This is a genomic window from Pseudalkalibacillus sp. R45, assembly GCF_052246725.1.
Taxonomy (GTDB): domain Bacteria; phylum Bacillota; class Bacilli; order Bacillales; family Fictibacillaceae; genus Pseudalkalibacillus.
Genome location: NZ_JBQQCL010000016.1, coordinates 1 through 21,301 on the forward strand (window position 1 = coordinate 1; position 21,301 = coordinate 21,301).

A 21,301-nucleotide genomic window follows, 5' to 3' on the forward strand; every position below is an offset into this window, starting at 1 on the left:
GTAACGCTGCCGAAGCTTTCCTTGTCCTGCGGGATCAGCGTGCCTACTACCTGAATAATCTCCTCGCAAGGCATGCGACGAGGAAGCTCGCTTCGACAGGACTTTCTTGGAGACGCAGGAGCACAAAGGCTTCCTTGAAAAGGAGACTCCTGAGATCGCAAGGCGACGAGTGGGCTCACCGCACGCCCCGCGGAAAGCGAGCATCCTGGAGCGGAAATCAACGACTTTTAAAGAAAACTTGGCGAGACCAAGCATTTTGTAGGTCGAGCCTTAGTTGCCCTTATACTGAAGAAAGTATTTTATACTTTCTTTAAGTGCAAAAGCAACAAAGTTTGCGAAAACAGCCTTTTTATATGAAGGGGGATATCGAGATGGAAGAAGTATATATTCTAGAGGGCGCGCGGACAGCATTCACCTCATTCGGAAAATCATTTGCAAGCATTGGACCTACTGAACTAGGCGTTGCCACTGCAAAGGAAGCGATGGAACGCTCACAGGTATCTCCTGATGAAATCGAACAGGTCATATATGGAAATGTGATTCATAGCAGTACAAACGCACCATATGTAGCTCGTCATATCGCTACAAAATCGGAAATTCCAGTAGAGACGCCGGCTATGCTTGTGAACCGCCTTTGTGGTTCTGGATTGCAATCAGTTATTTCAGGGGTCCATTCTATCCTTTTGAATGAAGGAGAGGTTGCGCTTGTTGGCGGCGTCGATAATATGTCGATGAGTCCGCATGTTTCATTTACAAATCGTTTCGGTCATCCTAAGCTCGGCAATGTCCAATTTGAGGATATGCTCTTATTGACTTTGAGGGATGAAGCGATTGGAAACGGAATGGGCATCACAGCTGAAAACCTTTCTGAACAATACGATATTTCGAGAGAAGAACAGGATGAATTTTCTGTTATTAGTCACCAACGTGCTTCTGAAGCCATTCAATCAGGTCGCTTCCAACGTGAAATTGTTTCAGTTGAGGTGAAAGAATGGAAAGAGGTTAAAACTGTGAAGACCGATGAACATGTCAGATCATCGACGTCTGTAGAAGGATTGTCTAAGCTGAAACCCACTTTCAAAAAGGACGGTACGGTGACGGCCGGAAATTCGAGCGGGATTAACGATGGTGCTGTTTCATTGGTAATCGCAGGAGACTCTTTTGTTAAGAAGAAAAATGTGAAGCCCCTCGCGAAAATCCGTTCATGGGCTGTTTGCGGTGTTGATCCTTCAGTAATGGGGATCGGTCCAGTGCCTGCGATCAATCTTGCCTTGAAACGGGCAGGGCTTTCCAAGGATCAGATCGATTTGTTCGAAATCAATGAAGCTTTTGCCGCCCAATACGTTGCTGTCGAAAAAGAACTGAATCTGGATCGCGATAAAACGAATGTAAATGGCGGAGCAATCGCACTGGGTCATCCAGTCGGTGCGAGCGGATCAAGACTATTGCTATCACTTGCATATGAGCTGCAGCTCCAAAACAAACGATTTGGTGTAGCCAGTCTCTGTATCGGCGGCGGGCAAGGCATAGCGATGGTTATTGAAAACGAGAATACATGATTAAAGGGACTGCCCAAAGAAAAGTGTCAGACACCTCCAACGCAACATTTTGGATCAAATCCACGAACTTTCTCAAAATGTTGTTAAATTCGGAGAGACTCAGACACTTTTGGGACAGTCCCTTAATTTTGCAAAATTGGAGCTTAGTTTTCAAAATTAAGCTCTGGTTTTACAATAATGCCGCTCAAATTCACAAAAATGCGGCCCATATTTACAAATACACCCGTCAGCTTGAATAAATCCACAGTGGAACTTTCATCCTCTAATCACGATGTTTATCATAGAATGTTTGTTTCGTCCATTCCTGGAAAAGTTCAATTTCCTTATGAGTCAATTCGATCTTAGCCGCTTCAGTATTATCATCAACTTGTCCGACTGAACTTGCACCAGGAATTGTTGTCGCCACTGCTGGGTGATGCAGGGGATAGCGAAGCGACAAATGGGAAAGCTTTCTACCATGTGATATATCTTTTATCTTTGTCACGATATCCTTGATTTCAGAAGGTCGATAGTCCATAAATCCTTTATCAGAAGCTTTATCTGTAAAAATCCGCTTACTAAGGTTTCCTTTCGCGAGAGGTCCGCGAGCAATGACAGATACGTTATTAGCCTGGATCCTATTCAACCATTCTTCGGGTCGACGGTCAAGTAAACTATACTGCATCATTATGCTGACGATATTTGAGCGTTCAAGGTATTCTTTAATGACATTCGGACGGATTGAGGAGATTCCATACTCACGGATCAATCCTTCTGTTTTCAAGTCCTCAAAAGCCTCGATGATCTCATCGATTGGATCATCAATCGTTCCGCCGTGAAGCTGATACAAATCGATATAATCTGTGTCTAATCTTTGTAAGGAACGTTTTACCGCAGTTTTTATGTAATCCTTACTCGGTGCCCATTCCCAACCTTCATCTACGTGATCCCAACGGTTACCCACTTTCGTAGCCAGAACGCATTGTTCGCGCTTTCCTTTCAAAGCTTTCCCGACTAATTTTTCGTTTTCACCAAAGTCATAGAGATCTGCCGTATCAATCAACGTTACGCCTTTATCTAGTGCTTTGTGGATGATCTTTGTTGCTTCTTTTTCATCCGATCCTAATGACATACAGCCTAATCCGATTTCTGATACTCGTAATTCTGAAGATCCTAGTTTGTTCAATTGCATGAAAAGCACCTCCTGGTTAGTACATTACCACGAGCGGCAGCCCGAAAACATCTTTCCTGATCTGGAGATTTCTGCTTCAGACTATAATATGGGGGCAAATCTTGGAATTATCGGTGCACGTTGCAAACTTATCGGTGCAGCTCAGAAAAATATCGGTGCGAACTACATAATTATCAATGATTTCATTTTGATCAGACCAAAAAACAACACCCTCAAGAGGTGCTGTTCCTTCAGTTTATTTTTTATGACGGCCTTCGATCCAATCCTGGACGGTGTCGTATTCCTGCATATATTTTTTCAGCAAATACCGTACTTGCCAGGCTTTTCCGACTAATGTAACGCTGTTCGTCTGCAGATAAACCTTCATGGTATAGACTCCCTTCGTCTCTCATCATTAGGAATAGGATAATCGCTTATGATAGACTTTATGTATCAAAAAATAGAATTAGCACAAGGAGTTTTGTGTCATGAAAAAGTTAGAAGAAAAAACGATTGATTCAGAAGTCATATATAGTGGAAAAATCATCGACCTTCATCTTGAACAAGTCGAACTCCCTAATGGAAAGACGAGCCAGAGAGAAGTCGTGAAACATCCTGGTGCAGTAGCGGTGTTAGCTGTAACGCCGGAAAATAAAATCGTTCTCGTACGTCAGTATCGCAAACCTTTGAACCGGGAAATCATCGAGATTCCTGCAGGGAAACTTGAAAAAGGTGAAGATCCAGAAGTTTGTGCACTACGTGAGCTGGAGGAGGAGACAGGTTATCGAAGTACAAAGCTGACATATCTTCAATCCTTCTATACATCTCCTGGTTTTGCGGATGAACTTATTCATATCTATTACACTGATCAGTTGGAACAAGGGAAGGTCCAGTTGGATCAGGACGAGTTTGTCGAGCGGATGGAAGTGACATTGGAAGAAGCAATTGAACTTGTAAAAAGCCAGGACATTTTTGATGCAAAAACGGCGTTTGCCATCCAATACTTGCAATTGAAGGAAGATCGATCTTAAAATGAAACGGATTTTTGCTGATTTCCATATCCATTTAGGAAGCACTTCAGAAGGTAAGCCTGTAAAAATATCAGCCTCGAAAAACTTGACTCTATCAAATGTATTACACACAGCCTTCCAGCATAAAGGAATACAGATGGTCGGGATTATCGATTGTCATGTTCCTGCTGTAATTCGTGAACTAGAAGAGGCCGTTGAAAAGGGTGAGATCTCTGAACATCGTGATGGTGGGCTCATAAAAGACAGAGGCTGCTTGATTCCGGGTTCGGAAATCGAAATCTATGATGAGAACTGTAATGGTCCGATTCACGTATTAGTCTTTTTACCTTATTTAAACTGCATGAAACATTTCAGCAGTTGGTTAGGTGAGAGGATGACGAACCATCATCTATCCTCACAGCGTTTTTATGGAAGCGCGACTGAACTTCAAGAAAAAACTAAGGAATTGGGGGGCTTGTTTATAATCGCCCATGCTTTCACCCCTTTTAAAAGTTTATATGGCAGAGGTGTTGTTAAGAGCATGGAAGAAGTCTTCAAGCCTGAATTGATTGATGCGATAGAACTTGGATTAAGCTGTGATACCCATATGGCAGGACAATTGGGAGAATTGGAGAAGCATACGTTTCTATCGAATTCAGATGCTCATTCGCTAGAAAAGATTGGACGTGAATATCAAGCAATTGACATGGAAGACCTTTCATTTAAAGAACTCTCTTTAGCATTGAAGGGGAAAGAAGGACGAAAGATAGTCGTTAATTACGGCCTCCATCCTCAGCTCGGTAAATACTATCGAACTTGCTGTGCGAAATGCGGAGTCTTGATTAAAGAAGAGGAAACCCTCAAATGCGCTCATTGTGAAAAAGGTCGCATAGTCAAGGGTGTTTCCAATCGGATTAAGGAATTATCGGATACTGCTTCTGCATCTTCTCCTGAAAAAAGACCTCCGTACACCCATCATGTACCTCTTGAATTCATTCCGGGTCTCGGACCAAGAATGCTAGAGAAGTTGAGAAGACAGTTCGGGACAGATATGGAGGTCATCCATTCTGTTTCAGATGAAGAACTCCGTGAAATACTACCAAATCAAGTGGTAGATAAAATCATAGAATCAAGAAATGGCACAATTCCTCTGAAAGAAGGCGGGGGAGGCCATTACGGCAAGCTCAACTAAGGAATTCTATAAATTAATATTACTCGGTCATACTCTATGATTTCCTCTCATAAATTGAAAGTAAGAGAGCATGAGGGAGGAAATATGATGGAGCACAGGGTGACCTATAATATGAGACGTTCATTTTCACAGCATATACAAGAACATTCATCCTTATATACATTTACGGTTGTTTTACTCATGATGGGGATTGTGTTTGGTGCTGTTATTGTCAATAGTTTGAGTTTGATGCAAAAAGAAGATCTATTCCATTATTTGAACCGGTTTTTCGGACAAGTTTCAGAGGGGGAAGTGGCAAGTGCATCTGCTATGTTTACTCAAAGCTTCTTCCATTATATTAAATATATGGGGTTGATTTGGCTGCTGGGGCTTTCAATTATCGGAGTGCCAGTCATCCTTGTTTTATTATTCTTAAAAGGGATGGTTGTCGGGTTTACAGTCGGATTTCTAGTCAATCAGATGGGGTGGCAGGGATTCCTGTTGTCCTTCGTTTCGGTTTTGCCGCAAAACCTGATCCTCATTCCTGCGTTTGTTTTGGTGACGACTGCTGCAGTAGCAATCTCTATGACACTCATCAAAGCCCAATTCTCAAACAGAATGATGACCCCATTGATGCCTTTATTGTTCAGGTATACTGCAACGGTGATCATAATCATGGTTCTAGTTGCAAGCGCGTCCTTTATTGAAGCCTTTTTATCGCCTACATTAATCAAAGCGACAATCGGCATTTTCAATTAATAAAATTATCAGATGATAATCATTATAATATCTAATTTAAAACAATTATAATTTGACACCCCTTTTCCCCATGCTTATAATAAGAATATACATAGAGTGTGGGAGGGGTCGTCTTGGAAAATCGTATCAACCGCATTAAAAAACAGCTCCATTCACAAAGCTATAAACTTACCCCACAACGTGAAGCAACGGTTCGCGTTTTGCTTGAGCGTGAAGAAGATCATTTGAGTGCAGAGGATGTCTATCTGCTCGTTAAAGATAAAGCTCCTGAAATCGGGTTAGCAACGGTTTATCGGACGCTGGAACTACTTACTGAATTGAAAATCGTCGATAAGATCAACTTTGGCGATGGGGTTTCCAGGTATGACCTTCGAAAAGAAGGTGCGGCACACTTCCATCATCATTTAGTATGTATCGAATGTGGAGCAGTGGACGAAATCCAGGAAGATCTACTTGGAGAAGTGGAACAAGTCGTGGAGAAGGATTGGAATTTCAAAGTGAAAGATCACCGATTGACCTTTCACGGAATCTGTCATCGATGCCATGATAAAGCAGACGTTGAAAATGAAAAAGAAGTTACGACCAAATAGAAAATGAACTGAAGGACTGACCCACAATGAAATGAGCGAGGGGGTCAGTTTTCTTTCACACTTAAAGAAAGAATAAAATTACTTTCTTCAGTATTGGCGCAACTAATGCTCAACCTGCGCCAAGGCTTGGCTCTTAGCCAAGTTTTCTTTAGTTAAGGCTGTTTTCTAAATGTTTGTTGCTAATGTAATGTGGTAAAGAAAGATGCTGAAACGTTCTGGCAGTGGAGACACCACCGGGAAAAGCAAGCTAAGCGAGACTTTTCGTTTGCCCGAGGAAAGCGAGTATATTTCCAAAAACAATAATCTATGTGAAAACAGCCTTAGTTGAAGACAAATCCAATAATACAGTCGGAAATCCACGTTTCTTCAGCATGTTTCCAGTTTTGACGTATATTCTACAGGATCGCAGGCATATCCTGTAGGAAGGACAAACTGGGAGGAGAAACGATGATTTCGTTATTTCGTTTAATTTTGAACGCATGTAAAGTATTTCTCGCTTTTGCATGCTGTACGTTACTATTTTATTATGGACTTTTATGGTTGAACGAACAGTACCAGGACTTTCATCGTTACGATGAACCCGAAGGACGAGCAGTAAAGGTCTTCCAATCTTATGATGAAGAGGAAGAAGAGATCTATTGGATTGAACGATTACAATTATTTTATGAAATTGGGGAATAAGGAGCGTTTGCTCATGATTGATGAGGTTCAGGATTATTTGCATTATTTGACTGTAGAACGTGGGCTGTCTGAAAACACTTTACAGTCGTACCAACGGGATTTGAAACAATATACGACCTTCTTAATGAAGGAATTAAAACATAAAGAGTTGAATGAAGTACGCAGGAACGATATCATGGCATATCTCTACCATTTGAAGGATGCTGGACGCGCTTCAACGACGATTGCAAGGACAATCGCTTCCATTCGATCCTTCCATCAGTTTCTCATACGTGAAAGAGTGACGGACCAAGATCCATCTGTACATATTGAAACACCGAAGACTGAACGTAAATTACCAAAAATTTTATCATCACAGGAAGTTGAGAATTTGATGGAAGCACCTGAAAGTAACTCAGCTTTCGGAATTAGAGACCGAGCGATGATTGAATTGCTTTATGCGACCGGAATCCGTGTCTCCGAGCTTATCCAATTGAATCTATCCGATGTCCATTTGACCATGGGTTTTGTAAGGTGTGTTGGAAAAGGTGATAAGGAACGGATCATTCCAGTAGGAAGAATGGCTACAGAAGCACTGACCACATATATTGAGAATGGTCGCGGAAAGCTCTTAAAAAAGAAGACCACTGATGCGTTGTTTTTGAACCATCATGGAAACCGTTTGACGAGGCAAGGCTTTTGGAAGATATTGAAAAAACTGTCACGAGCAGCGAACATACAAAAGGAATTGACACCACATACATTAAGACATTCGTTTGCAACACACTTACTTGAAAATGGGGCAGACCTGCGAGCTGTTCAGGAGTTGCTCGGACATGTGGACATTTCGACGACACAAATTTATACGCACGTTACGAAAACACGCCTGAAAGACATTTATTCTACCTATCATCCAAGAGCATGAGAAATTTCGTGAAAACGATTTAAAAACATGGTACAATCAAAAAAGTACCTTTATAAAAGGGTACTTTAGCTTTTTTAACAGAGGTCAGACTTCTGACCTTTACATGTGGTTGTTTGATAGAACTTACCAATGGAAATGGTATAAAATAGCGAGAAGATTAGGGAGGAGAATAGTATGGCGGACTCAAAATTCAAACGAGTGTTTTTGATCGTCATGGATTCGGTCGGAATCGGTGAAGCGCCGGATGCAGCAAAATTCAATGATTTAGGAGCAGATACATTAGGACATATTGCAGAGAAGATGAATGGTCTCAATATGCCGAACATGGCAAAGCTTGGACTCAGCAACATCAGAGAGATCCCAGGTCTTGAAAAAGCTGAAAAGCCATCTGCTCATTTTGGCAAAATGCAAGAAGCATCCAATGGGAAAGACACAATGACTGGCCATTGGGAAATCATGGGGCTCCACATCGAGCAGCCATTTAAAACCTTCCCGGACGGTTTTCCTAAGGAGTTGCTCGCTGAACTTGAAGAAAAGACCGGCAGAAAGATCATCGGGAACAAACCTGCTTCCGGAACAGAAATTCTGGTTGAGCTTGGGCAGGAACATATGGAAACAGGGGCGTTGATCGTTTATACATCAGCAGATTCAGTTCTTCAGATTGCAGCACATGAAGACATTGTTCCAATTGATGAGTTGTATGATATATGTAAAATTGCACGTGAACTCACGTTAGATGAAAAATATATGGTAGGACGCGTCATTGCACGTCCATTCATTGGTAAACCAGGAGCGTTTGAACGAACTTCAAATCGACATGATTACGCACTTAAACCTTTTGGACGTACAGTCATGAATGAAATGCAGGATGCTGATTATGATGTCATCGCCATCGGCAAAATCTCTGATATATATGATGGTGAAGGGGTTACAGATGCGATCAGAACAACATGCAATATGGATGGAATGGACCAGGTCGTGAAAACAGCAGACCGTGATTTTACGGGAATAAGTTTCTTGAACCTTGTTGATTTTGATGCGAAGTTCGGCCATCGTCGTGATCCGATCGGTTATGGTGAGGCATTGGAAGAATTCGACACCCGACTTCCGGAACTGCTTGAAAAACTAAATGAGGATGATTTGCTTCTGATTACAGCTGACCACGGGAACGATCCTGTCCATCATGGTACGGATCATACAAGAGAATACGTCCCGCTGATTGCTTATCAGGTGGGTATCCAGGTAGGAAAAGAGCTTCCTCTGCGTGAATCATTTGCAGATATCGGAGCTACGATTGCAGATAACTTTAATATTAAAGCGCCTGAATTCGGCAAAAGTTTTTTAAAGGATTTATCATAGGAGGTCGTCATGTCTTTAACGAAATCGATTCAACAATCAGTACAATATATTGAGGAGAGATTGCATGACAAGCCAACCATTGGTTTGATTCTAGGGTCTGGCTTGGGCGTTCTTGCAGATAAAATCGAAAATCCGATTTCGATTCCATATTCTGATATCCCATCTTTTCCTGTCTCGACGGTTGAGGGGCACGCTGGGGAACTCGTCATCGGTACCATTGAAGGGAAAACCGTTGTCGCGATGAAAGGGCGTTTCCACTATTACGAAGGATATCCAATGGAAAAAGTGACTTTTCCGGTAAGGGTCATGAAGGAAATTGGAGTTGAAACATTGCTTGTTACGAATGCTGCAGGAGGAATCAATGAATCTTTTGAAGCCGGAGACTTGATGATCATTACAGATCATATCAATAATATCGGTGATAACCCACTGATCGGTCCGAACGACGCTTCACTAGGAGTCCGTTTTCCTGATATGTCGGATGCTTATTCTGAGCGTTTACAAGATACCGCGAAACAAGTGGCAAATAAATTGAACATCTCTCTTCAAGAAGGTGTCTATATCGCTAATTCAGGGCCATCTTATGAAACTCCTGCAGAAGTGAGGATGCTTCGTATCATGGGAGGAGACGCCGTCGGCATGTCCACGGTTCCAGAAGTGATTACAGCTCGCCATGGCGGAATGGAAGTACTCGGGATTTCTTGCATTTCCAATATGGCTGCAGGTATTCTCGATCAACCTCTTACCCATGATGAGGTCATCGAAACCACTGAAAAAGTGAAAGCAAACTTCATGGATCTCGTACAACAGATCGTCAAAAGTATTTAAGGGGGAATCGCGGATGTCAGAGCTAAACACAAAAATTCAAGATTCTGTAAAGTTTATAACGAGTAAAACAGATGATCAGCCGACAATCGGATTGATTTTAGGATCAGGTCTTGGGGATTTTGCAGATGAAATCGAGAACGCGAAACTGATCGATTACAGTGAAATCCCGCATTTCCCTGTTTCAACAGTAGAAGGGCATGCGGGAAGGTTAGTCATTGGGACGATGAGTGGAAAAAAGGTTGTTGCGATGCAGGGTCGTTTTCATTTTTATGAAGGATACTCGTTACAGGAGGTCACGTTCCCGGTCCGTGTCATGAAAGGACTTGGTGTTGAACAGATCATTGTTACGAATGCATGCGGCGGCATGAATCCGGATTTCCAAGCTGGTGACTTGATGATCATCGAAGATCATTTGAATCTGACTGGATCGAATCCTTTAATTGGACCGAATGATCGTGAACTCGGACCCCGCTTCCCGGATATGAGCACTGCCTATACGCCAGAATTGATCGACCTAGTGGAGAATGTCGCTGAACAAGAAGGTATTTCCTTGCAAAAAGGTATTTATGCATCGATCAGTGGACCGACCTATATGACACGTGCAGAATTGAAGATGCTTCGTACCCTTGGTTCTGATACGGTAGGCATGTCTACAGTACCGGAAGTGATTGTCGCCCGCCAAATGGATATGAAGACGATCGGGATCTCTTGCATCACGGACATGGCGATTGCTGAGGACTTGGAACCACTGACACATGAACAGGTTGTAGAAGTAGCGAACCGTACAAAGCCGAAATTTAAGCAATTGCTGCGTTCAGTGATTGAAAAAGTATAATACAAGGACTGATATAGCATGAGAATGGTAGATTTGATTGAAAAGAAACGGAACGGAAACGAACTGACGCAAGATGAAATCGCCTTCATCATTGAAGGATATACGAACGGAGACATCCCTGATTATCAAATGTCCGCCCTGGCAATGGCTATTTATTTCAATGATATGACTGAAGAAGAACGTGCGAATTTTACAATGGCAATGGTTGACTCAGGCGACAAAATTGATCTTGCAGCCATAGAAGGCATTAAAGTTGATAAACATTCCACTGGAGGCGTCGGGGACACGACGACACTTGTACTTGCACCACTCGTAGCAGCTGTCGGGGTTCCTGTTGCAAAAATGTCAGGACGTGGTCTCGGTCATACAGGCGGTACAATCGATAAGCTTGAAGCTGTACCTGGTTTCCATGTCGAAATCGACAACGACGAATTCATCAAACTTGTAAATAAGAATAAGATCGCAGTCATCGGTCAGAGCGGAAACCTTACACCTGCTGACAAGAAACTTTATGGACTTCGAGATGTAACGGCTACAGTCAATTCGATTCCGTTGATTGCAAGCTCGATCATGAGTAAGAAGATTGCTGCAGGTGCAGATGCGATTGTACTTGATGTGAAAACAGGTGCTGGTGCCTTCATGACAGAAGTTGAAAAGGCAGAAGAACTGGCAAAAGCGATGGTGAAGATCGGAAATAATGTCGGACGTAATACGATGGCGATCATTTCAGATATGAGCCAGCCGCTCGGTTTTGCAATCGGGAATGCGCTTGAAGTTAAAGAGGCAGCAGACACATTACGTGGAGAAGGACCTGAAGATCTTGAAGAACTCTGCTTGACATTAGGTTCGTTCATGGTGATGCTCGCGGAAAAAGCTGAGACGAAGGAAGAAGCTCGTCAAATGCTGATCGACGTCATGAAAAACGGCAAAGCGATTGAGACGTTTAAAACGTTCTTGAAGGCTCAAGGAGGAGACGAATCGGTCATCGACGATCTAAGCAAATTGCCAACAGCAAAGCACGAGATTCCATTTGTTGCTGAAAAAGATGGATATGTTTCAGAAATCATGGCCAATGAGGTCGGAACTGCCGCAATGTTGTTAGGGGCAGGTCGTGCAACCAAAGATTCAGAGATTGATCTTGCAGTTGGAATCGTCCTTCATAAGAAAGTCGGCGATGAAGTGAAGAAAGGCGAGACAATCGCGACATTGCACAGTAATCAAGAAAATGTGGATGAAGTATTGAAGAAATTGAACGGTGCATATACAATTTCCACTGAAAAAGTAACCGCACCACCACTAGTTTATAAAGAGATCATGTAATAACGTTTTGGATAGCTGCTTGTAAGCTGATTATGGCTTATGGGCAGCTTTTTTTTATGGTGGGGAAATAAGGATGGATTTAAGATTTACGTTGAACGAATTTCATGTCGAAAATTTGAGTTGTAGAGATAAATTTAAAGTTCTAGAGATAATTTCAGTTTTCCAGCGATTTACCCCTTACTTGTAGAGATAACTTACATCCTGTCGTAGATTGCTCCGAAAACCCAAAAACGTTTTTCACCCTTCCTAAAGTATAAACTGTTCAAAATTGGAAAAAATAAGAATACTAAGAATGGAGGGATTATGTCTATGAAACGCTTTTTTACATGTATGATTGCGGCAGTGGTAGGGCTATCAGTCCTTTCACCAGCTGCATTTGCTAATGAGGATCATGTTCCAGTCAATACTCTTGCTGAAAAAGCATCCTCTGCAATTTTGATTGAAAGAGATACAGGTACAGTACTATTCGATAAAAATGCTGATGAAAAGCTTCCTCCTGCAAGTATGACGAAGATCATGACAATGATTCTCGTGATGGATGCTTTACATAAAGGCAAAATCAACCTGAAAGACAAAGTTCGAACAAGTGAATATGCAGCATCTATGGGTGGATCGCAAATTTTCCTTGAAGAAGGAGAAATCATGACCGTCGAAGAGATGCTTAAAGGTGTTGCGTTAGCATCAGGAAACGATGCCTCAGTCGCTCTTGGAGAGTTTATCGCTGGGACGAACGACGCTTTCGTAAAAATGATGAATGAAAAAGCAAAGGAACTGGGGTTAAAGAACTCCAACTTTAAAAATGCAACAGGACTTCCGGAAACAGACCATTACAGTACAGCAAGAGACATGGCTTTGATGGCGAAAGAACTTTTGAAATATGAACAGATTACAAATTACACAGGTAAATATGAAGATTACCTGCGTCAAAATACCGATAAAAAATTCTGGCTTGTCAATACGAATAAGCTCGTCAAATTTTACCCTGGCGTGGATGGATTGAAAACCGGCTATACGAACGAGGCTAAATATTGTTTGACTGCTACAGCCAAAAAAGACGATATGCGTGTCATTGCAGTTGTCATGGGGGCTCCGACGACAAAGGAAAGGAACGCCCAGGTGACACAAATGCTCGATTATGCCTTTGCGAATTATGAGACGGAAAGGATTTACGAAAGACACCAGATGATCGATGAAATCCCAATCCAAAAAGGTGTATCGAAGACGATCCAAATGGCGACTTCAGAACCGATCTCCCTTTTGATGAAAAAAGGTGAGAAGAAGATGAAACTCACAACGGAAATCAAAATCAATAAGCAGGTGAAAATGCCGATTGAAAAAGGAGACCGGCTCGGAACGCTCGTTGTCAAAAACAATGGGAAAACCGTTACTGAATCACCTTTGGTCGCATCCGAAAACGTTGCAGCAGCGAATTGGTGGGGACTATTCAAACGTACAGTAGGCAAGTTTTCGCAAACACCGTAAATTTTCTCACATTATCAGATTATGAATCGATTCAACACTAGTTTTGTCAGCGAGAAGGATTCCATTATAAAAATAGCGAAATGACTCACTACCTAGAAGAAGGAGGAGAGGTAAGTGAGTCTTAGTGTAAAACTCGAAGTTAAAGACCGTGTCCTGTGTATCCGATTAGAAGGCGACTTAGACCACCATACAGCAGAACAGTTACGGACAGAAGTTGATCAAACGATCCAAGAAAATCAGATTCATGATATCGTATTGAATTTAGAAGCCTTGTCTTTTATGGATAGTTCAGGATTAGGGGTAATCCTAGGACGATATAAATTGATTAAAAGTCAAGGAGGAGAAATGGTTGTTTGTTCGATCTCCCCTTCTGTAAAAAGACTGTTTGAGATGTCAGGCATGTTCAAGATCATCCGACTTGAAGATAGTGAACAAAAAGCTTTGCACACGCTGGGGGTGGCATAATGAAAAATGTCATGAAAATGGAATTCTCTGCACGTAGTGAAAATGAATCATTTGCAAGGGTCACAGTTGCATCCTTCATCGCACAACTCGATCCTACTGTAGATGAATTGACTGAAATCAAAACGGTTGTTTCAGAAGCCGTTACGAATGCAATCATTCATGGATACGATAACAACGCTGATGGAATGGTTTATATCGAATGCATTTTAGATGATGGTTGTGTTGAATTGATGATCCGTGATGAAGGAGTCGGAATCGATGATCTGGATGAAGCTAGACAGCCATTATTCACAACTAAGCCAGAACTTGAAAGATCCGGGATGGGTTTTACAATCATGGAAAATTTCATGGACCAAATCGAAATTGACACAGAAAAATCTTTCGGCACCACGATCCGTTTGAAGAAGTATCTGACAAATCATAAAGCGCTTTGTAATTAAGGAGCATAGCCTATGGATTTGGATGTCAAACAAGATAAAAAAAACACGTACCTCAATGACAAGGAAATGAAAGAATTGATCCAACGAAGTCAGGAAGGCGATCAGACAGCGAGAGATACCATCGTAGAGAAGAACATGCGGTTGGTCTGGTCTGTTGTACAACGCTTTTTGAACAGAGGGTACGAACCGGATGACCTTTTCCAAATTGGAAGTATCGGTCTGCTTAAATCTGTAGATAAATTCGATCTTAGTTATGACGTAAAATTTTCGACTTATGCAGTCCCGATGATCATCGGAGAGATCCAGCGGTTCATAAGGGATGATGGAACAGTCAAAGTAAGCCGATCCTTAAAAGAACTCGGTAATAAAGTCAGGAAAGTACGGGATGAACTATCGAAAGAGTTTAGCCGCAATCCTACCGTGAATGAAATTGCGACGAAACTTGAGATCAGTCCTGAAGATGTCGTGATGGCACAGGAAGCTGTCCGTGCCCCATCATCGATTCATGAAACCGTTTATGAGAATGATGGAGATCCGATTACATTGCTTGATCAAATTTCAGATCAGGGTGATACGAAGTGGTTTGATCAGATTGCTTTGAAAGAAGCAATCCAGACGCTGAATGAACGTGAGAGATTGATCGTCTATCTCAGATATTATAAGGATCAGACGCAGTCTGAGGTAGCTACAAGGCTTGGAATATCACAAGTTCAAGTTTCCAGGCTAGAAAAGAAAATACTCCGTGAGATGAAAACCCAGATGGACGAATAAGTCGTCTATCCGGGTTTTTGTTTTGTGTGTAACAAACGAAATTAACGCCATATCTGGGGAAAGCCGCCAAGCCGCCATGTTAACGGACATCAGAGCCGTTATTTGTGACAAAACCGCTGTTTCTGAAACTTTAACGGACACCACAGCCGTTATTTGTGAACAAAGCAGCTGATTTCCTATGATATTTTCGAAATAAGGTCCCTGGTGTCCGCTAAGTTTGTAAAATTCCATTATTTTGGGTAAATAAGGTCTCCTGTATCCGTTAACAGGATAGTGCAACTTGCGAGGTCGACACTTTGATTAACATTTTTGTATGCGTCCACCCAGAATCATTTGGTTCGATCCTCCTCGCCAGTTTACAGTGACCTTCGTGCCTAACCCGGTTACTTCCGCTTTTGGTTTGCCTGTGGAAATGGAGTGAATTTCGCAAACATCAACAATATAGAAAAATAAAAAATCGTGTAGATTATCATAGATTGTTGACTATAGTCCGCAACAAAAACTGTAAATTCCTCTTTTATCTACCGCTTTTTTCTCCACATTACCACAATTTCCTTCAAATATACCGTCATTTTTCTTCATTACATCCTTACCTTATTCCTGAATTTATTTAACTGCTCCTATCCAAAAGGTAATTACTGGATAGGTTGGGCATCCAGAATGAGAGTGGTTTGGAAGAAACATACTACATATAAACGAATTGGCATAAAAGGGGGACTTTCTTTGGAAGTTGAAGCGGTTTATTTACGTATGCGGCATAGGCTTCTTGCTTCTCCTGGACAGACAATACGAATTAAAGATCTTGCTCAACTCGTCGGCCCTGAAAATGTCATTCAAGAAATTGGTCATATGACAGTTCATAAAATCACGGTGGAAGATAAAACCATCGTTATCATCGATCTTATGAAAGTTCTAAAGGCCATTAAAGAGCGATTTCCGAGTTTGGATATTCAAACTGTCGGTACACCTCAAACGATTATAGAAGTCCAGTATAAGCAATCGAAAATTACTGGGGTTTATTTTGTGGTCGTTTGGCTCTTGTTATTCATTGGCGCTGCACTTGCGATTATGAATTTCCATGAGGATGTCAGCATGCAGCAGGTTCACCAGAAGATTTACTACCTGGTCACAGGACGGAAGAACGAATATCCGCTTCTTTTACAGGTTCCGTATTCTTTTGGGCTTGGATTAGGGATGGTGCTCTTTTTCAACCATATTTTCAAGAAACGTTTCAATGAAGAACCAAGTCCACTTGAAGTGGAAATGTTCAACTACCAACAGGATTTGGATCAGTACGTCATCATGAATGAGAACAAAGAAAACGAGAAGAAAGCTCATGACAATTAAAATTATTATCGTCATGTTGATAGGTTTAGGAGGAGGCCTCGCAGTAGGAGCAGGTTTCGTTGCAATTTTGACGGTTTTCGGTATCATTCCACGGTTGATGCAAATCACAAAAACATATTCAAAATTAAGAGGCTATGAAATCGGCATCATTGCAGGCGTCTTATTATCAAGTTGGTATGGATTGAGAGATCTCACCATCTCTTCTAGCCATTGGTTTCTGATTCCGATCGGTATTGCAAGCGGAACTTTTATCGGAATGCTGGCTGCTGCATTGACAGAAGTGTTGAATGTACTTCCAATCTTGATGAAACGTGTCGGGTTCAAAGAACAAGTTCTCATACTCCTGATGGCAATTTTGTTCGGAAAAGTAGTAGGTTCACTGTTCCATTGGATCTTCTTCGTACATCTGTGATTTTTTAAAAGGTATAAAAGGAGCTGTAAGACATGGGTAAAAACAAACTTTCACCAGAGCAACAAGCTTATAAAGAAAAAATCAAACCTTTACAACCACAACCTCCGTATATATGGAATTGTATAAAAGCCTTTCTGATCGGGGGGCTAATATGTGCGATTGGACAGGGGATTACGAACTTTTATATCACCTTCTTCAATTTTACGGAGAAGACTGCAGGGAATCCGACAGTTGCAACCCTGATACTTGCTGCAGCATTGCTAACTGGATTCGGGATCTATGATAAGATCGGCCAATTTGCTGGGGCGGGGTCCATTGTTCCAGTCACAGGATTCGCAAACGCAGTAACAAGCGCAGCTCTGGAACATAAAAGTGAGGGAATCGTGCTTGGTGTGGCAACGAACCTTTTCAAGTTGGCAGGAGCTGTAATTGTTTTCGGTGCTGTTGCGGCATATGTGATCGGGATGATCCGTTATTTATTCCAGATGGTATTTTAAGCCCTAGGAGGATAAACAACAAATGAAACTTACAGGTAAACAAACTTGGACATATTCGAAATCGCTATATATCAATGCAACTGGTACTGCTGTTGGTCCAGATGAGGCTGCAGGTCCGTTGAGTGAAACTTATGATATCACGTTTGATGAACTCCATTGTGGCCAAGCAAATTGGGAACTAGCAGAACGTCATTTGATGGAACAAGCGATTGATATCTGCTTGCAAAAATCCGGTAAAACACCACAAGATATGGATTTGTTTCTGTCAGGAGATCTTATCAACCAAACTGTCATTGCCAACTATACAGCACGTAAAAACCAGATCCCTTTCTTAGGAATGTTCGGAGCTTGCTCTACATCGATGGAGACTCTTGCGTTAGCCTCTGCATTGATCGATGGAGATTTTGCCAATACAGTGCTGACAGCGGTTAGCAGTCACAATGCCACTGCGGAAAGACAATTCCGATATCCGACTGAATATGGCGGGCAAAAACCAGATACCGCAACCTATACGGTAACGGGGGCAGGTGCATCGATTGTCAGTACACAACCATCACCGATCAAAGTTACCATGGCTACCATAGGCAGGGTTTTGGATTTAGGTATTACAGATCCCTTCGATATGGGTTCAGCCATGGCCCCTGCTGCTGCGGATACGATTGCTGCACATCTGGAGGATACAGGCCGTAAGCCAAGTGATTATGATTTGATCGTGACCGGTGACCTATCAGCAGTCGGTTCACCGATTTTACTTCAATTGCTACAAGAGAAAAATCATGATTTATCCTCCAACCATCAGGATTGCGGCTTATTGGTGTATCGCCCTGATCAACCCGTATTTGCAGGAGGGAGCGGGTGTGCATGTTCAGCAGTTGTAACGTATGGACACCTACTCAAAGAATTGAAAGAAGGGAAGCTGAAGCGGATTTTTGTTGTAGCCACAGGAGCCTTGATGAATCCGACGATGGTCCAGCAGAAAGAAACGATCCCTACAATTGCCCATGGCGTCGTTCTGGAAGCTGCTGATGGAGGTGGTATGAATGGTTGAGTATTTTATTGCATTCGTAGTAGGTGGGCTCATTTGTGTAGTGGGTCAGCTGTTGATGGATATTTTCAAACTTACACCGGCTCATGTCACCTCCGGCTTTGTTGTAGCAGGTGCTACCCTTGATGGATTCGGACTTTACGACAAATTGATCCAGTTTGCAGGTGCAGGAGCGACAGTTCCTATTACCAGCTTCGGACATTCCCTCCTTCATGGAGCGATGGCAGAAGCGGATGAACATGGGTTTATCGGGATTGCAATGGGTATTTTCCAGTTGACTTCTGCTGGAATTTCATCAGCTATACTGTTCGGTTTCATCGTGGCTGTTCTTTTTAAACCAAAAGGATGATTGGACATGAAAAAACGAGTCATCATGATTACCGATGGAGATTTATACGCTTTAAAAGCGGTGGAGCAAGTTGCCAAAGATATTGGAGGGCGTTGTATTTCCCAGTCCTGGGGAAATCCGACCAGAATAACAGGAGAGGAGCTCGTCACAATGATCCTTTCAACTCCATATGATCCTGTGCTGGTCATGTTTGATGATTGTGGATATCGTGGGGAAGGTCCTGGAGAAACGGCGATGCGTGAAGTAGCGAATCATCCTGACATCGAAGTGCTCGGAGCAATAGCGGTAGCCTCCAAGACCCATCTGGCTGAATGGACACACGTGGATGTAAGCATCGATCGTTTTGGCGAGTTGTCGGCTTACGGTGTAGATAAGAGCGGTTTGCCAGATATGGAATTTGGCCGTTTGGATGGTGACACAGTTTATGTACTTGATGAACTGGATCTCCCGTTCATCGTTGGTATTGGAGATATCGGTAAAATGTATGGCGTCGATACCGCTGAAAGAGGAGCCCCGATAACCAGGCAAGCGGTCCAGCTCATCTTAGAAAGGAGTGCACAGAATGCATCCCAAAAAAGAAGAAACACCGATTCATAAGAAAATTGCAGAGAACGAAGAGTTTCTGAAAAATAGGATGGGGATTGGACAAAGCTTTGACGTCGGTGTTCGCAAAATGAACATCTTGAATAAAGAAGTCCAAATATATTACTGCACAGGTTTGTGTGACAGTGAATTCATCATTATGCTTTTAAAAGAATTATTGGATGCCGATCATGAATACCGTACAAGTTCTAAAGCGAAAGATGTTATCAAAAATCATCTTGCGCATCAACAGGTTTCTACTGCTAAAAACCTTGATGAGGTTATTGACCGTGTCCTATCAGGATTAGTAGCTGTATTAATCGATGGCCACAATGAAGGATTTATCGTCGATGTAAGGAGTTATCCTGGCAGATCACCTGAAGAACCTGATGTAGAAAAAGTCGTCAGGGGTGCCCGTGACGGATATACAGAAAATATTATAGAAAATACAGCATTGACTAGACGCCGTTTAAGGGATGAACGCCTACGGAATGAAATCATGCAAGTGGGAGATCGTTCAAAAACAGATGTTTGTATTTCTTATTTAGAAGATGTGGCTGATCCTGGATTGATCGAGACGATCCGCAAAGAATTAAAAGGCATTCGAATCGACGGTATCCCCATGGCTGATAAGACAGTGGAAGAATTTTTGGTAAAGCAAGGCTGGAATCCCTATCCGCTGGTTCGATATACAGAGCGGCCGGATGTAGCTGCAACTCACCTGTTGGAAGGGCATGTTCTTATATTCGTAGATACGTCTCCTAGTGTGATCATTACCCCTACGACATTCTTCCATCACGTCCAACACGCAGAAGAATATCGCCAAACACCAATGATTGGTGCGTTTCTAAGATGGATACGTTTTGGAGGCATGCTGGCTTCGCTTTTCTTATTGCCGGTTTGGTTATTGTTCGTCCTAAATGAAAATCTACTTCCAGCAAACCTTGATTTCATAGGACCCACCAAAGACTCGAATGTCCCGATCTACCTTCAAATCATTTTTGCAGAACTGGGTATTGATGTCTTAAGGATGGCCGCAATTCATACCCCATCCGCACTTTCGACGGCAATGGGATTGATTGCTGCTGTATTGATCGGGCAAATTGCAATCGATGTCGGACTATTCGTCTCGGAAGTTATCCTGTATGTCGCACTGGCTGCGATCGGTTCGTTCTCAACACCGAGTTATGAATTAAGTGTCGCCAATAAGATTGTGAGGCTGATTTTGATCACACTCGTCTTCCTTTTTGATGTCCCTGGATTCATGATCGGTTGTACTTTGGTATTGCTGTATATGAGCAGTATCAAAAATTTGAACACACCATATTTATGGCCTTTCATTCCTTTCAATCCGCAAGCTCTGATGCAGGTTTTGATCAGAGTGTCTGTCCCATTATCGAAGGTCCGGCCAAGTATTGTGCGTCCACAGCAGAATAAAAAACAATCAGATGCTTGAAATCAGGTGTTGATTCAAACGATCAGTTATGCTAAAGTAGTTTTTAATTTAATAATTGCCTCATTCAACGTAATGGGGTAGAGGCGCAGAGAGAATGAGTAGTTGTTCATAGCCAGGGGGGCGATGACGGACAATAAAAGGTCGATTTGCCGAAGCAAGCTTAATCCCAATTAAGGTTGCTGGGCCGTTGCTGAACAAGTAACGGACTGTCACTACTAAAGTAGTGGAGAGCTATTCCGACTGATGAGGGTACGGGTGAAAACCAGTTTTTATGTACCACTGCATAGGC

At 42.3% G+C, this 21,301-nt stretch carries 24 protein-coding genes and 1 riboswitch; of the genes, 22 read left to right on the forward strand and 2 right to left on the reverse strand.

What is annotated here, in order from left to right; translation table 11 throughout:
* Positions 1 to 371 precede the first annotated feature (371 nt).
* Entirely contained in the window at positions 372 to 1,559 is a 1,188-nt protein-coding gene (locus tag ACTWQL_RS19700) for a thiolase family protein (protein WP_443144116.1), read from the forward strand.
* Positions 1,560 to 1,821: 262 nt separating this feature from the next.
* Here ACTWQL_RS19700 and ACTWQL_RS19705 read toward each other — a convergent pair whose 3' ends face one another.
* Together ACTWQL_RS19705 and mciZ are read right to left on the reverse strand one after the other, a co-directional pair.
* Positions 1,822 to 2,730, reverse strand: a complete 909-nt coding sequence (locus ACTWQL_RS19705) for an aldo/keto reductase (RefSeq protein ID WP_443144117.1) — start codon at positions 2,728 to 2,730, stop codon at positions 1,822 to 1,824.
* A 235-nt stretch (positions 2,731 to 2,965) separates the two neighbouring features.
* Positions 2,966 to 3,097 carry a Z-ring formation inhibitor MciZ gene (gene mciZ, locus ACTWQL_RS19710; protein ID WP_221565324.1) on the reverse strand — a complete coding sequence of 44 codons (132 nt, stop codon included), beginning with the start codon at positions 3,095 to 3,097 and terminating at the stop codon, positions 2,966 to 2,968.
* Between the two features lie 100 nt (positions 3,098 to 3,197).
* Between mciZ and ACTWQL_RS19715 the strand changes: the two genes are divergently transcribed.
* The 21 genes from ACTWQL_RS19715 (at position 3,198) to ACTWQL_RS19815 (ending at position 21,012) form a co-directional block, all read left to right on the forward strand.
* Entirely contained in the window at positions 3,198 to 3,740 is a 543-nt protein-coding gene (locus ACTWQL_RS19715; RefSeq protein WP_443144118.1) for an NUDIX domain-containing protein, read from the forward strand.
* A gap of 1 nt (position 3,741) precedes the next feature.
* A complete protein-coding gene (locus tag ACTWQL_RS19720) occupies positions 3,742 to 4,911 on the forward strand; it encodes an endonuclease Q family protein (RefSeq protein ID WP_443144119.1) in 1,170 nt (389 codons plus the stop codon).
* A gap of 87 nt (positions 4,912 to 4,998) precedes the next feature.
* Positions 4,999 to 5,649 carry a stage II sporulation protein M gene (gene spoIIM, locus ACTWQL_RS19725; RefSeq protein ID WP_443144120.1) on the forward strand — a complete coding sequence of 217 codons (651 nt, stop codon included), beginning with the start codon at positions 4,999 to 5,001 and terminating at the stop codon, positions 5,647 to 5,649.
* A 113-nt stretch (positions 5,650 to 5,762) separates the two neighbouring features.
* Complete coding sequence (gene fur / locus ACTWQL_RS19730; RefSeq protein WP_443144121.1) at positions 5,763 to 6,239, forward strand: ferric iron uptake transcriptional regulator; 477 nt, start codon at positions 5,763 to 5,765, stop codon at positions 6,237 to 6,239.
* Positions 6,240 to 6,686: 447 nt separating this feature from the next.
* The gene (locus ACTWQL_RS19735; RefSeq protein WP_443144122.1) at positions 6,687 to 6,920 is read left to right on the forward strand and encodes a YqzK family protein; all 234 of its coding nucleotides are present in this window, start codon (positions 6,687 to 6,689) and stop codon (positions 6,918 to 6,920) included.
* 13 nt (positions 6,921 to 6,933) lie between these two features.
* Positions 6,934 to 7,824, forward strand: coding sequence for a site-specific tyrosine recombinase XerD (xerD, locus tag ACTWQL_RS19740; protein WP_443144123.1), 891 nt, complete (start codon positions 6,934 to 6,936; stop codon positions 7,822 to 7,824).
* Positions 7,825 to 7,998: 174 nt separating this feature from the next.
* Positions 7,999 to 9,183 carry a phosphopentomutase gene (gene deoB / locus ACTWQL_RS19745; protein WP_443144124.1) on the forward strand — a complete coding sequence of 395 codons (1,185 nt, stop codon included), beginning with the start codon at positions 7,999 to 8,001 and terminating at the stop codon, positions 9,181 to 9,183.
* A 9-nt stretch (positions 9,184 to 9,192) separates the two neighbouring features.
* A complete protein-coding gene (locus ACTWQL_RS19750; protein WP_443144125.1) occupies positions 9,193 to 10,011 on the forward strand; it encodes a purine-nucleoside phosphorylase in 819 nt (272 codons plus the stop codon).
* Positions 10,012 to 10,024: 13 nt separating this feature from the next.
* On the forward strand, positions 10,025 to 10,846 hold the full coding sequence (locus tag ACTWQL_RS19755; RefSeq protein ID WP_443144126.1) for a purine-nucleoside phosphorylase: 822 nt from the start codon (positions 10,025 to 10,027) through the stop codon (positions 10,844 to 10,846).
* 18 nt (positions 10,847 to 10,864) lie between these two features.
* Positions 10,865 to 12,166: a pyrimidine-nucleoside phosphorylase gene (locus ACTWQL_RS19760; RefSeq protein WP_443144127.1), complete on the forward strand. Its 1,302-nt coding sequence runs from the start codon at positions 10,865 to 10,867 to the stop codon at positions 12,164 to 12,166.
* Between the two features lie 309 nt (positions 12,167 to 12,475).
* A complete protein-coding gene (locus ACTWQL_RS19765; RefSeq protein ID WP_443144191.1) occupies positions 12,476 to 13,648 on the forward strand; it encodes a D-alanyl-D-alanine carboxypeptidase family protein in 1,173 nt (390 codons plus the stop codon).
* 114 nt (positions 13,649 to 13,762) lie between these two features.
* Complete coding sequence (spoIIAA, locus tag ACTWQL_RS19770) at positions 13,763 to 14,113, forward strand: anti-sigma F factor antagonist (protein WP_443144128.1); 351 nt, start codon at positions 13,763 to 13,765, stop codon at positions 14,111 to 14,113.
* Positions 14,113 to 14,553, forward strand: a complete 441-nt coding sequence (gene spoIIAB, locus ACTWQL_RS19775; protein WP_443144129.1) for an anti-sigma F factor — start codon at positions 14,113 to 14,115, stop codon at positions 14,551 to 14,553. Before spoIIAA ends, spoIIAB begins: the two co-directional genes overlap by 1 nt.
* Positions 14,554 to 14,565: 12 nt before the next feature.
* Positions 14,566 to 15,324 carry an RNA polymerase sporulation sigma factor SigF gene (gene sigF / locus ACTWQL_RS19780; protein ID WP_443144130.1) on the forward strand — a complete coding sequence of 253 codons (759 nt, stop codon included), beginning with the start codon at positions 14,566 to 14,568 and terminating at the stop codon, positions 15,322 to 15,324.
* A 723-nt stretch (positions 15,325 to 16,047) separates the two neighbouring features.
* Positions 16,048 to 16,671 carry a stage V sporulation protein AA gene (locus tag ACTWQL_RS19785; protein WP_443144131.1) on the forward strand — a complete coding sequence of 208 codons (624 nt, stop codon included), beginning with the start codon at positions 16,048 to 16,050 and terminating at the stop codon, positions 16,669 to 16,671.
* Positions 16,661 to 17,083, forward strand: coding sequence for a stage V sporulation protein AB (locus ACTWQL_RS19790; protein WP_443144132.1), 423 nt, complete (start codon positions 16,661 to 16,663; stop codon positions 17,081 to 17,083). The genes ACTWQL_RS19785 and ACTWQL_RS19790 overlap by 11 nt, the downstream gene beginning before the upstream one ends.
* Before the next feature lie 32 nt (positions 17,084 to 17,115).
* A complete protein-coding gene (gene spoVAC / locus ACTWQL_RS19795) occupies positions 17,116 to 17,580 on the forward strand; it encodes a stage V sporulation protein AC (RefSeq protein ID WP_443144133.1) in 465 nt (154 codons plus the stop codon).
* Positions 17,581 to 17,602: 22 nt separating this feature from the next.
* A complete protein-coding gene (gene spoVAD, locus ACTWQL_RS19800) occupies positions 17,603 to 18,628 on the forward strand; it encodes a stage V sporulation protein AD (RefSeq protein WP_443144134.1) in 1,026 nt (341 codons plus the stop codon).
* Positions 18,621 to 18,974, forward strand: coding sequence for a stage V sporulation protein AE (gene spoVAE, locus ACTWQL_RS19805; protein ID WP_443144135.1), 354 nt, complete (start codon positions 18,621 to 18,623; stop codon positions 18,972 to 18,974). Before spoVAD ends, spoVAE begins: the two co-directional genes overlap by 8 nt.
* 6 nt (positions 18,975 to 18,980) lie before the next feature.
* Complete coding sequence (locus ACTWQL_RS19810; protein WP_443144136.1) at positions 18,981 to 19,571, forward strand: stage V sporulation protein AE; 591 nt, start codon at positions 18,981 to 18,983, stop codon at positions 19,569 to 19,571.
* Complete coding sequence (locus ACTWQL_RS19815) at positions 19,537 to 21,012, forward strand: spore germination protein (RefSeq protein WP_443144137.1); 1,476 nt, start codon at positions 19,537 to 19,539, stop codon at positions 21,010 to 21,012. The genes ACTWQL_RS19810 and ACTWQL_RS19815 overlap by 35 nt, the downstream gene beginning before the upstream one ends.
* Positions 21,013 to 21,082: 70 nt before the next feature.
* Positions 21,083 to 21,254: riboswitch (Lysine riboswitch) on the forward strand.
* Positions 21,255 to 21,301 lie beyond the last annotated feature (47 nt).

What these genes read in the sequence shown, in the direction of transcription:
- ACTWQL_RS19700 (WP_443144116.1), top strand. Translation starts at nt 372, where the DNA reads ATGGAAGAAGTATATATTCTAGAGGGCGCGCGGACAGCATTCACCTCA.
- ACTWQL_RS19705 (WP_443144117.1), bottom strand. Translation starts at nt 2,730, where the DNA reads ATGCAATTGAACAAACTAGGATCTTCAGAATTACGAGTATCAGAAATC.
- mciZ (WP_221565324.1), bottom strand. Translation starts at nt 3,097, where the DNA reads ATGAAGGTTTATCTGCAGACGAACAGCGTTACATTAGTCGGAAAAGCC.
- ACTWQL_RS19715 (WP_443144118.1), top strand. Translation starts at nt 3,198, where the DNA reads ATGAAAAAGTTAGAAGAAAAAACGATTGATTCAGAAGTCATATATAGT.
- ACTWQL_RS19720 (WP_443144119.1), top strand. Translation starts at nt 3,742, where the DNA reads ATGAAACGGATTTTTGCTGATTTCCATATCCATTTAGGAAGCACTTCA.
- spoIIM (WP_443144120.1), top strand. Translation starts at nt 4,999, where the DNA reads ATGGAGCACAGGGTGACCTATAATATGAGACGTTCATTTTCACAGCAT.
- ACTWQL_RS19735 (WP_443144122.1), top strand. Translation starts at nt 6,687, where the DNA reads ATGATTTCGTTATTTCGTTTAATTTTGAACGCATGTAAAGTATTTCTC.
- xerD (WP_443144123.1), top strand. Translation starts at nt 6,934, where the DNA reads ATGATTGATGAGGTTCAGGATTATTTGCATTATTTGACTGTAGAACGT.
- deoB (WP_443144124.1), top strand. Translation starts at nt 7,999, where the DNA reads ATGGCGGACTCAAAATTCAAACGAGTGTTTTTGATCGTCATGGATTCG.
- ACTWQL_RS19750 (WP_443144125.1), top strand. Translation starts at nt 9,193, where the DNA reads ATGTCTTTAACGAAATCGATTCAACAATCAGTACAATATATTGAGGAG.
- ACTWQL_RS19755 (WP_443144126.1), top strand. Translation starts at nt 10,025, where the DNA reads ATGTCAGAGCTAAACACAAAAATTCAAGATTCTGTAAAGTTTATAACG.
- ACTWQL_RS19760 (WP_443144127.1), top strand. Translation starts at nt 10,865, where the DNA reads ATGAGAATGGTAGATTTGATTGAAAAGAAACGGAACGGAAACGAACTG.
- ACTWQL_RS19765 (WP_443144191.1), top strand. Translation starts at nt 12,476, where the DNA reads ATGAAACGCTTTTTTACATGTATGATTGCGGCAGTGGTAGGGCTATCA.
- spoIIAB (WP_443144129.1), top strand. Translation starts at nt 14,113, where the DNA reads ATGAAAAATGTCATGAAAATGGAATTCTCTGCACGTAGTGAAAATGAA.
- sigF (WP_443144130.1), top strand. Translation starts at nt 14,566, where the DNA reads ATGGATTTGGATGTCAAACAAGATAAAAAAAACACGTACCTCAATGAC.
- ACTWQL_RS19790 (WP_443144132.1), top strand. Translation starts at nt 16,661, where the DNA reads ATGACAATTAAAATTATTATCGTCATGTTGATAGGTTTAGGAGGAGGC.
- spoVAC (WP_443144133.1), top strand. Translation starts at nt 17,116, where the DNA reads ATGGGTAAAAACAAACTTTCACCAGAGCAACAAGCTTATAAAGAAAAA.
- spoVAD (WP_443144134.1), top strand. Translation starts at nt 17,603, where the DNA reads ATGAAACTTACAGGTAAACAAACTTGGACATATTCGAAATCGCTATAT.
- spoVAE (WP_443144135.1), top strand. Translation starts at nt 18,621, where the DNA reads ATGGTTGAGTATTTTATTGCATTCGTAGTAGGTGGGCTCATTTGTGTA.
- ACTWQL_RS19810 (WP_443144136.1), top strand. Translation starts at nt 18,981, where the DNA reads ATGAAAAAACGAGTCATCATGATTACCGATGGAGATTTATACGCTTTA.
- ACTWQL_RS19815 (WP_443144137.1), top strand. Translation starts at nt 19,537, where the DNA reads ATGCATCCCAAAAAAGAAGAAACACCGATTCATAAGAAAATTGCAGAG.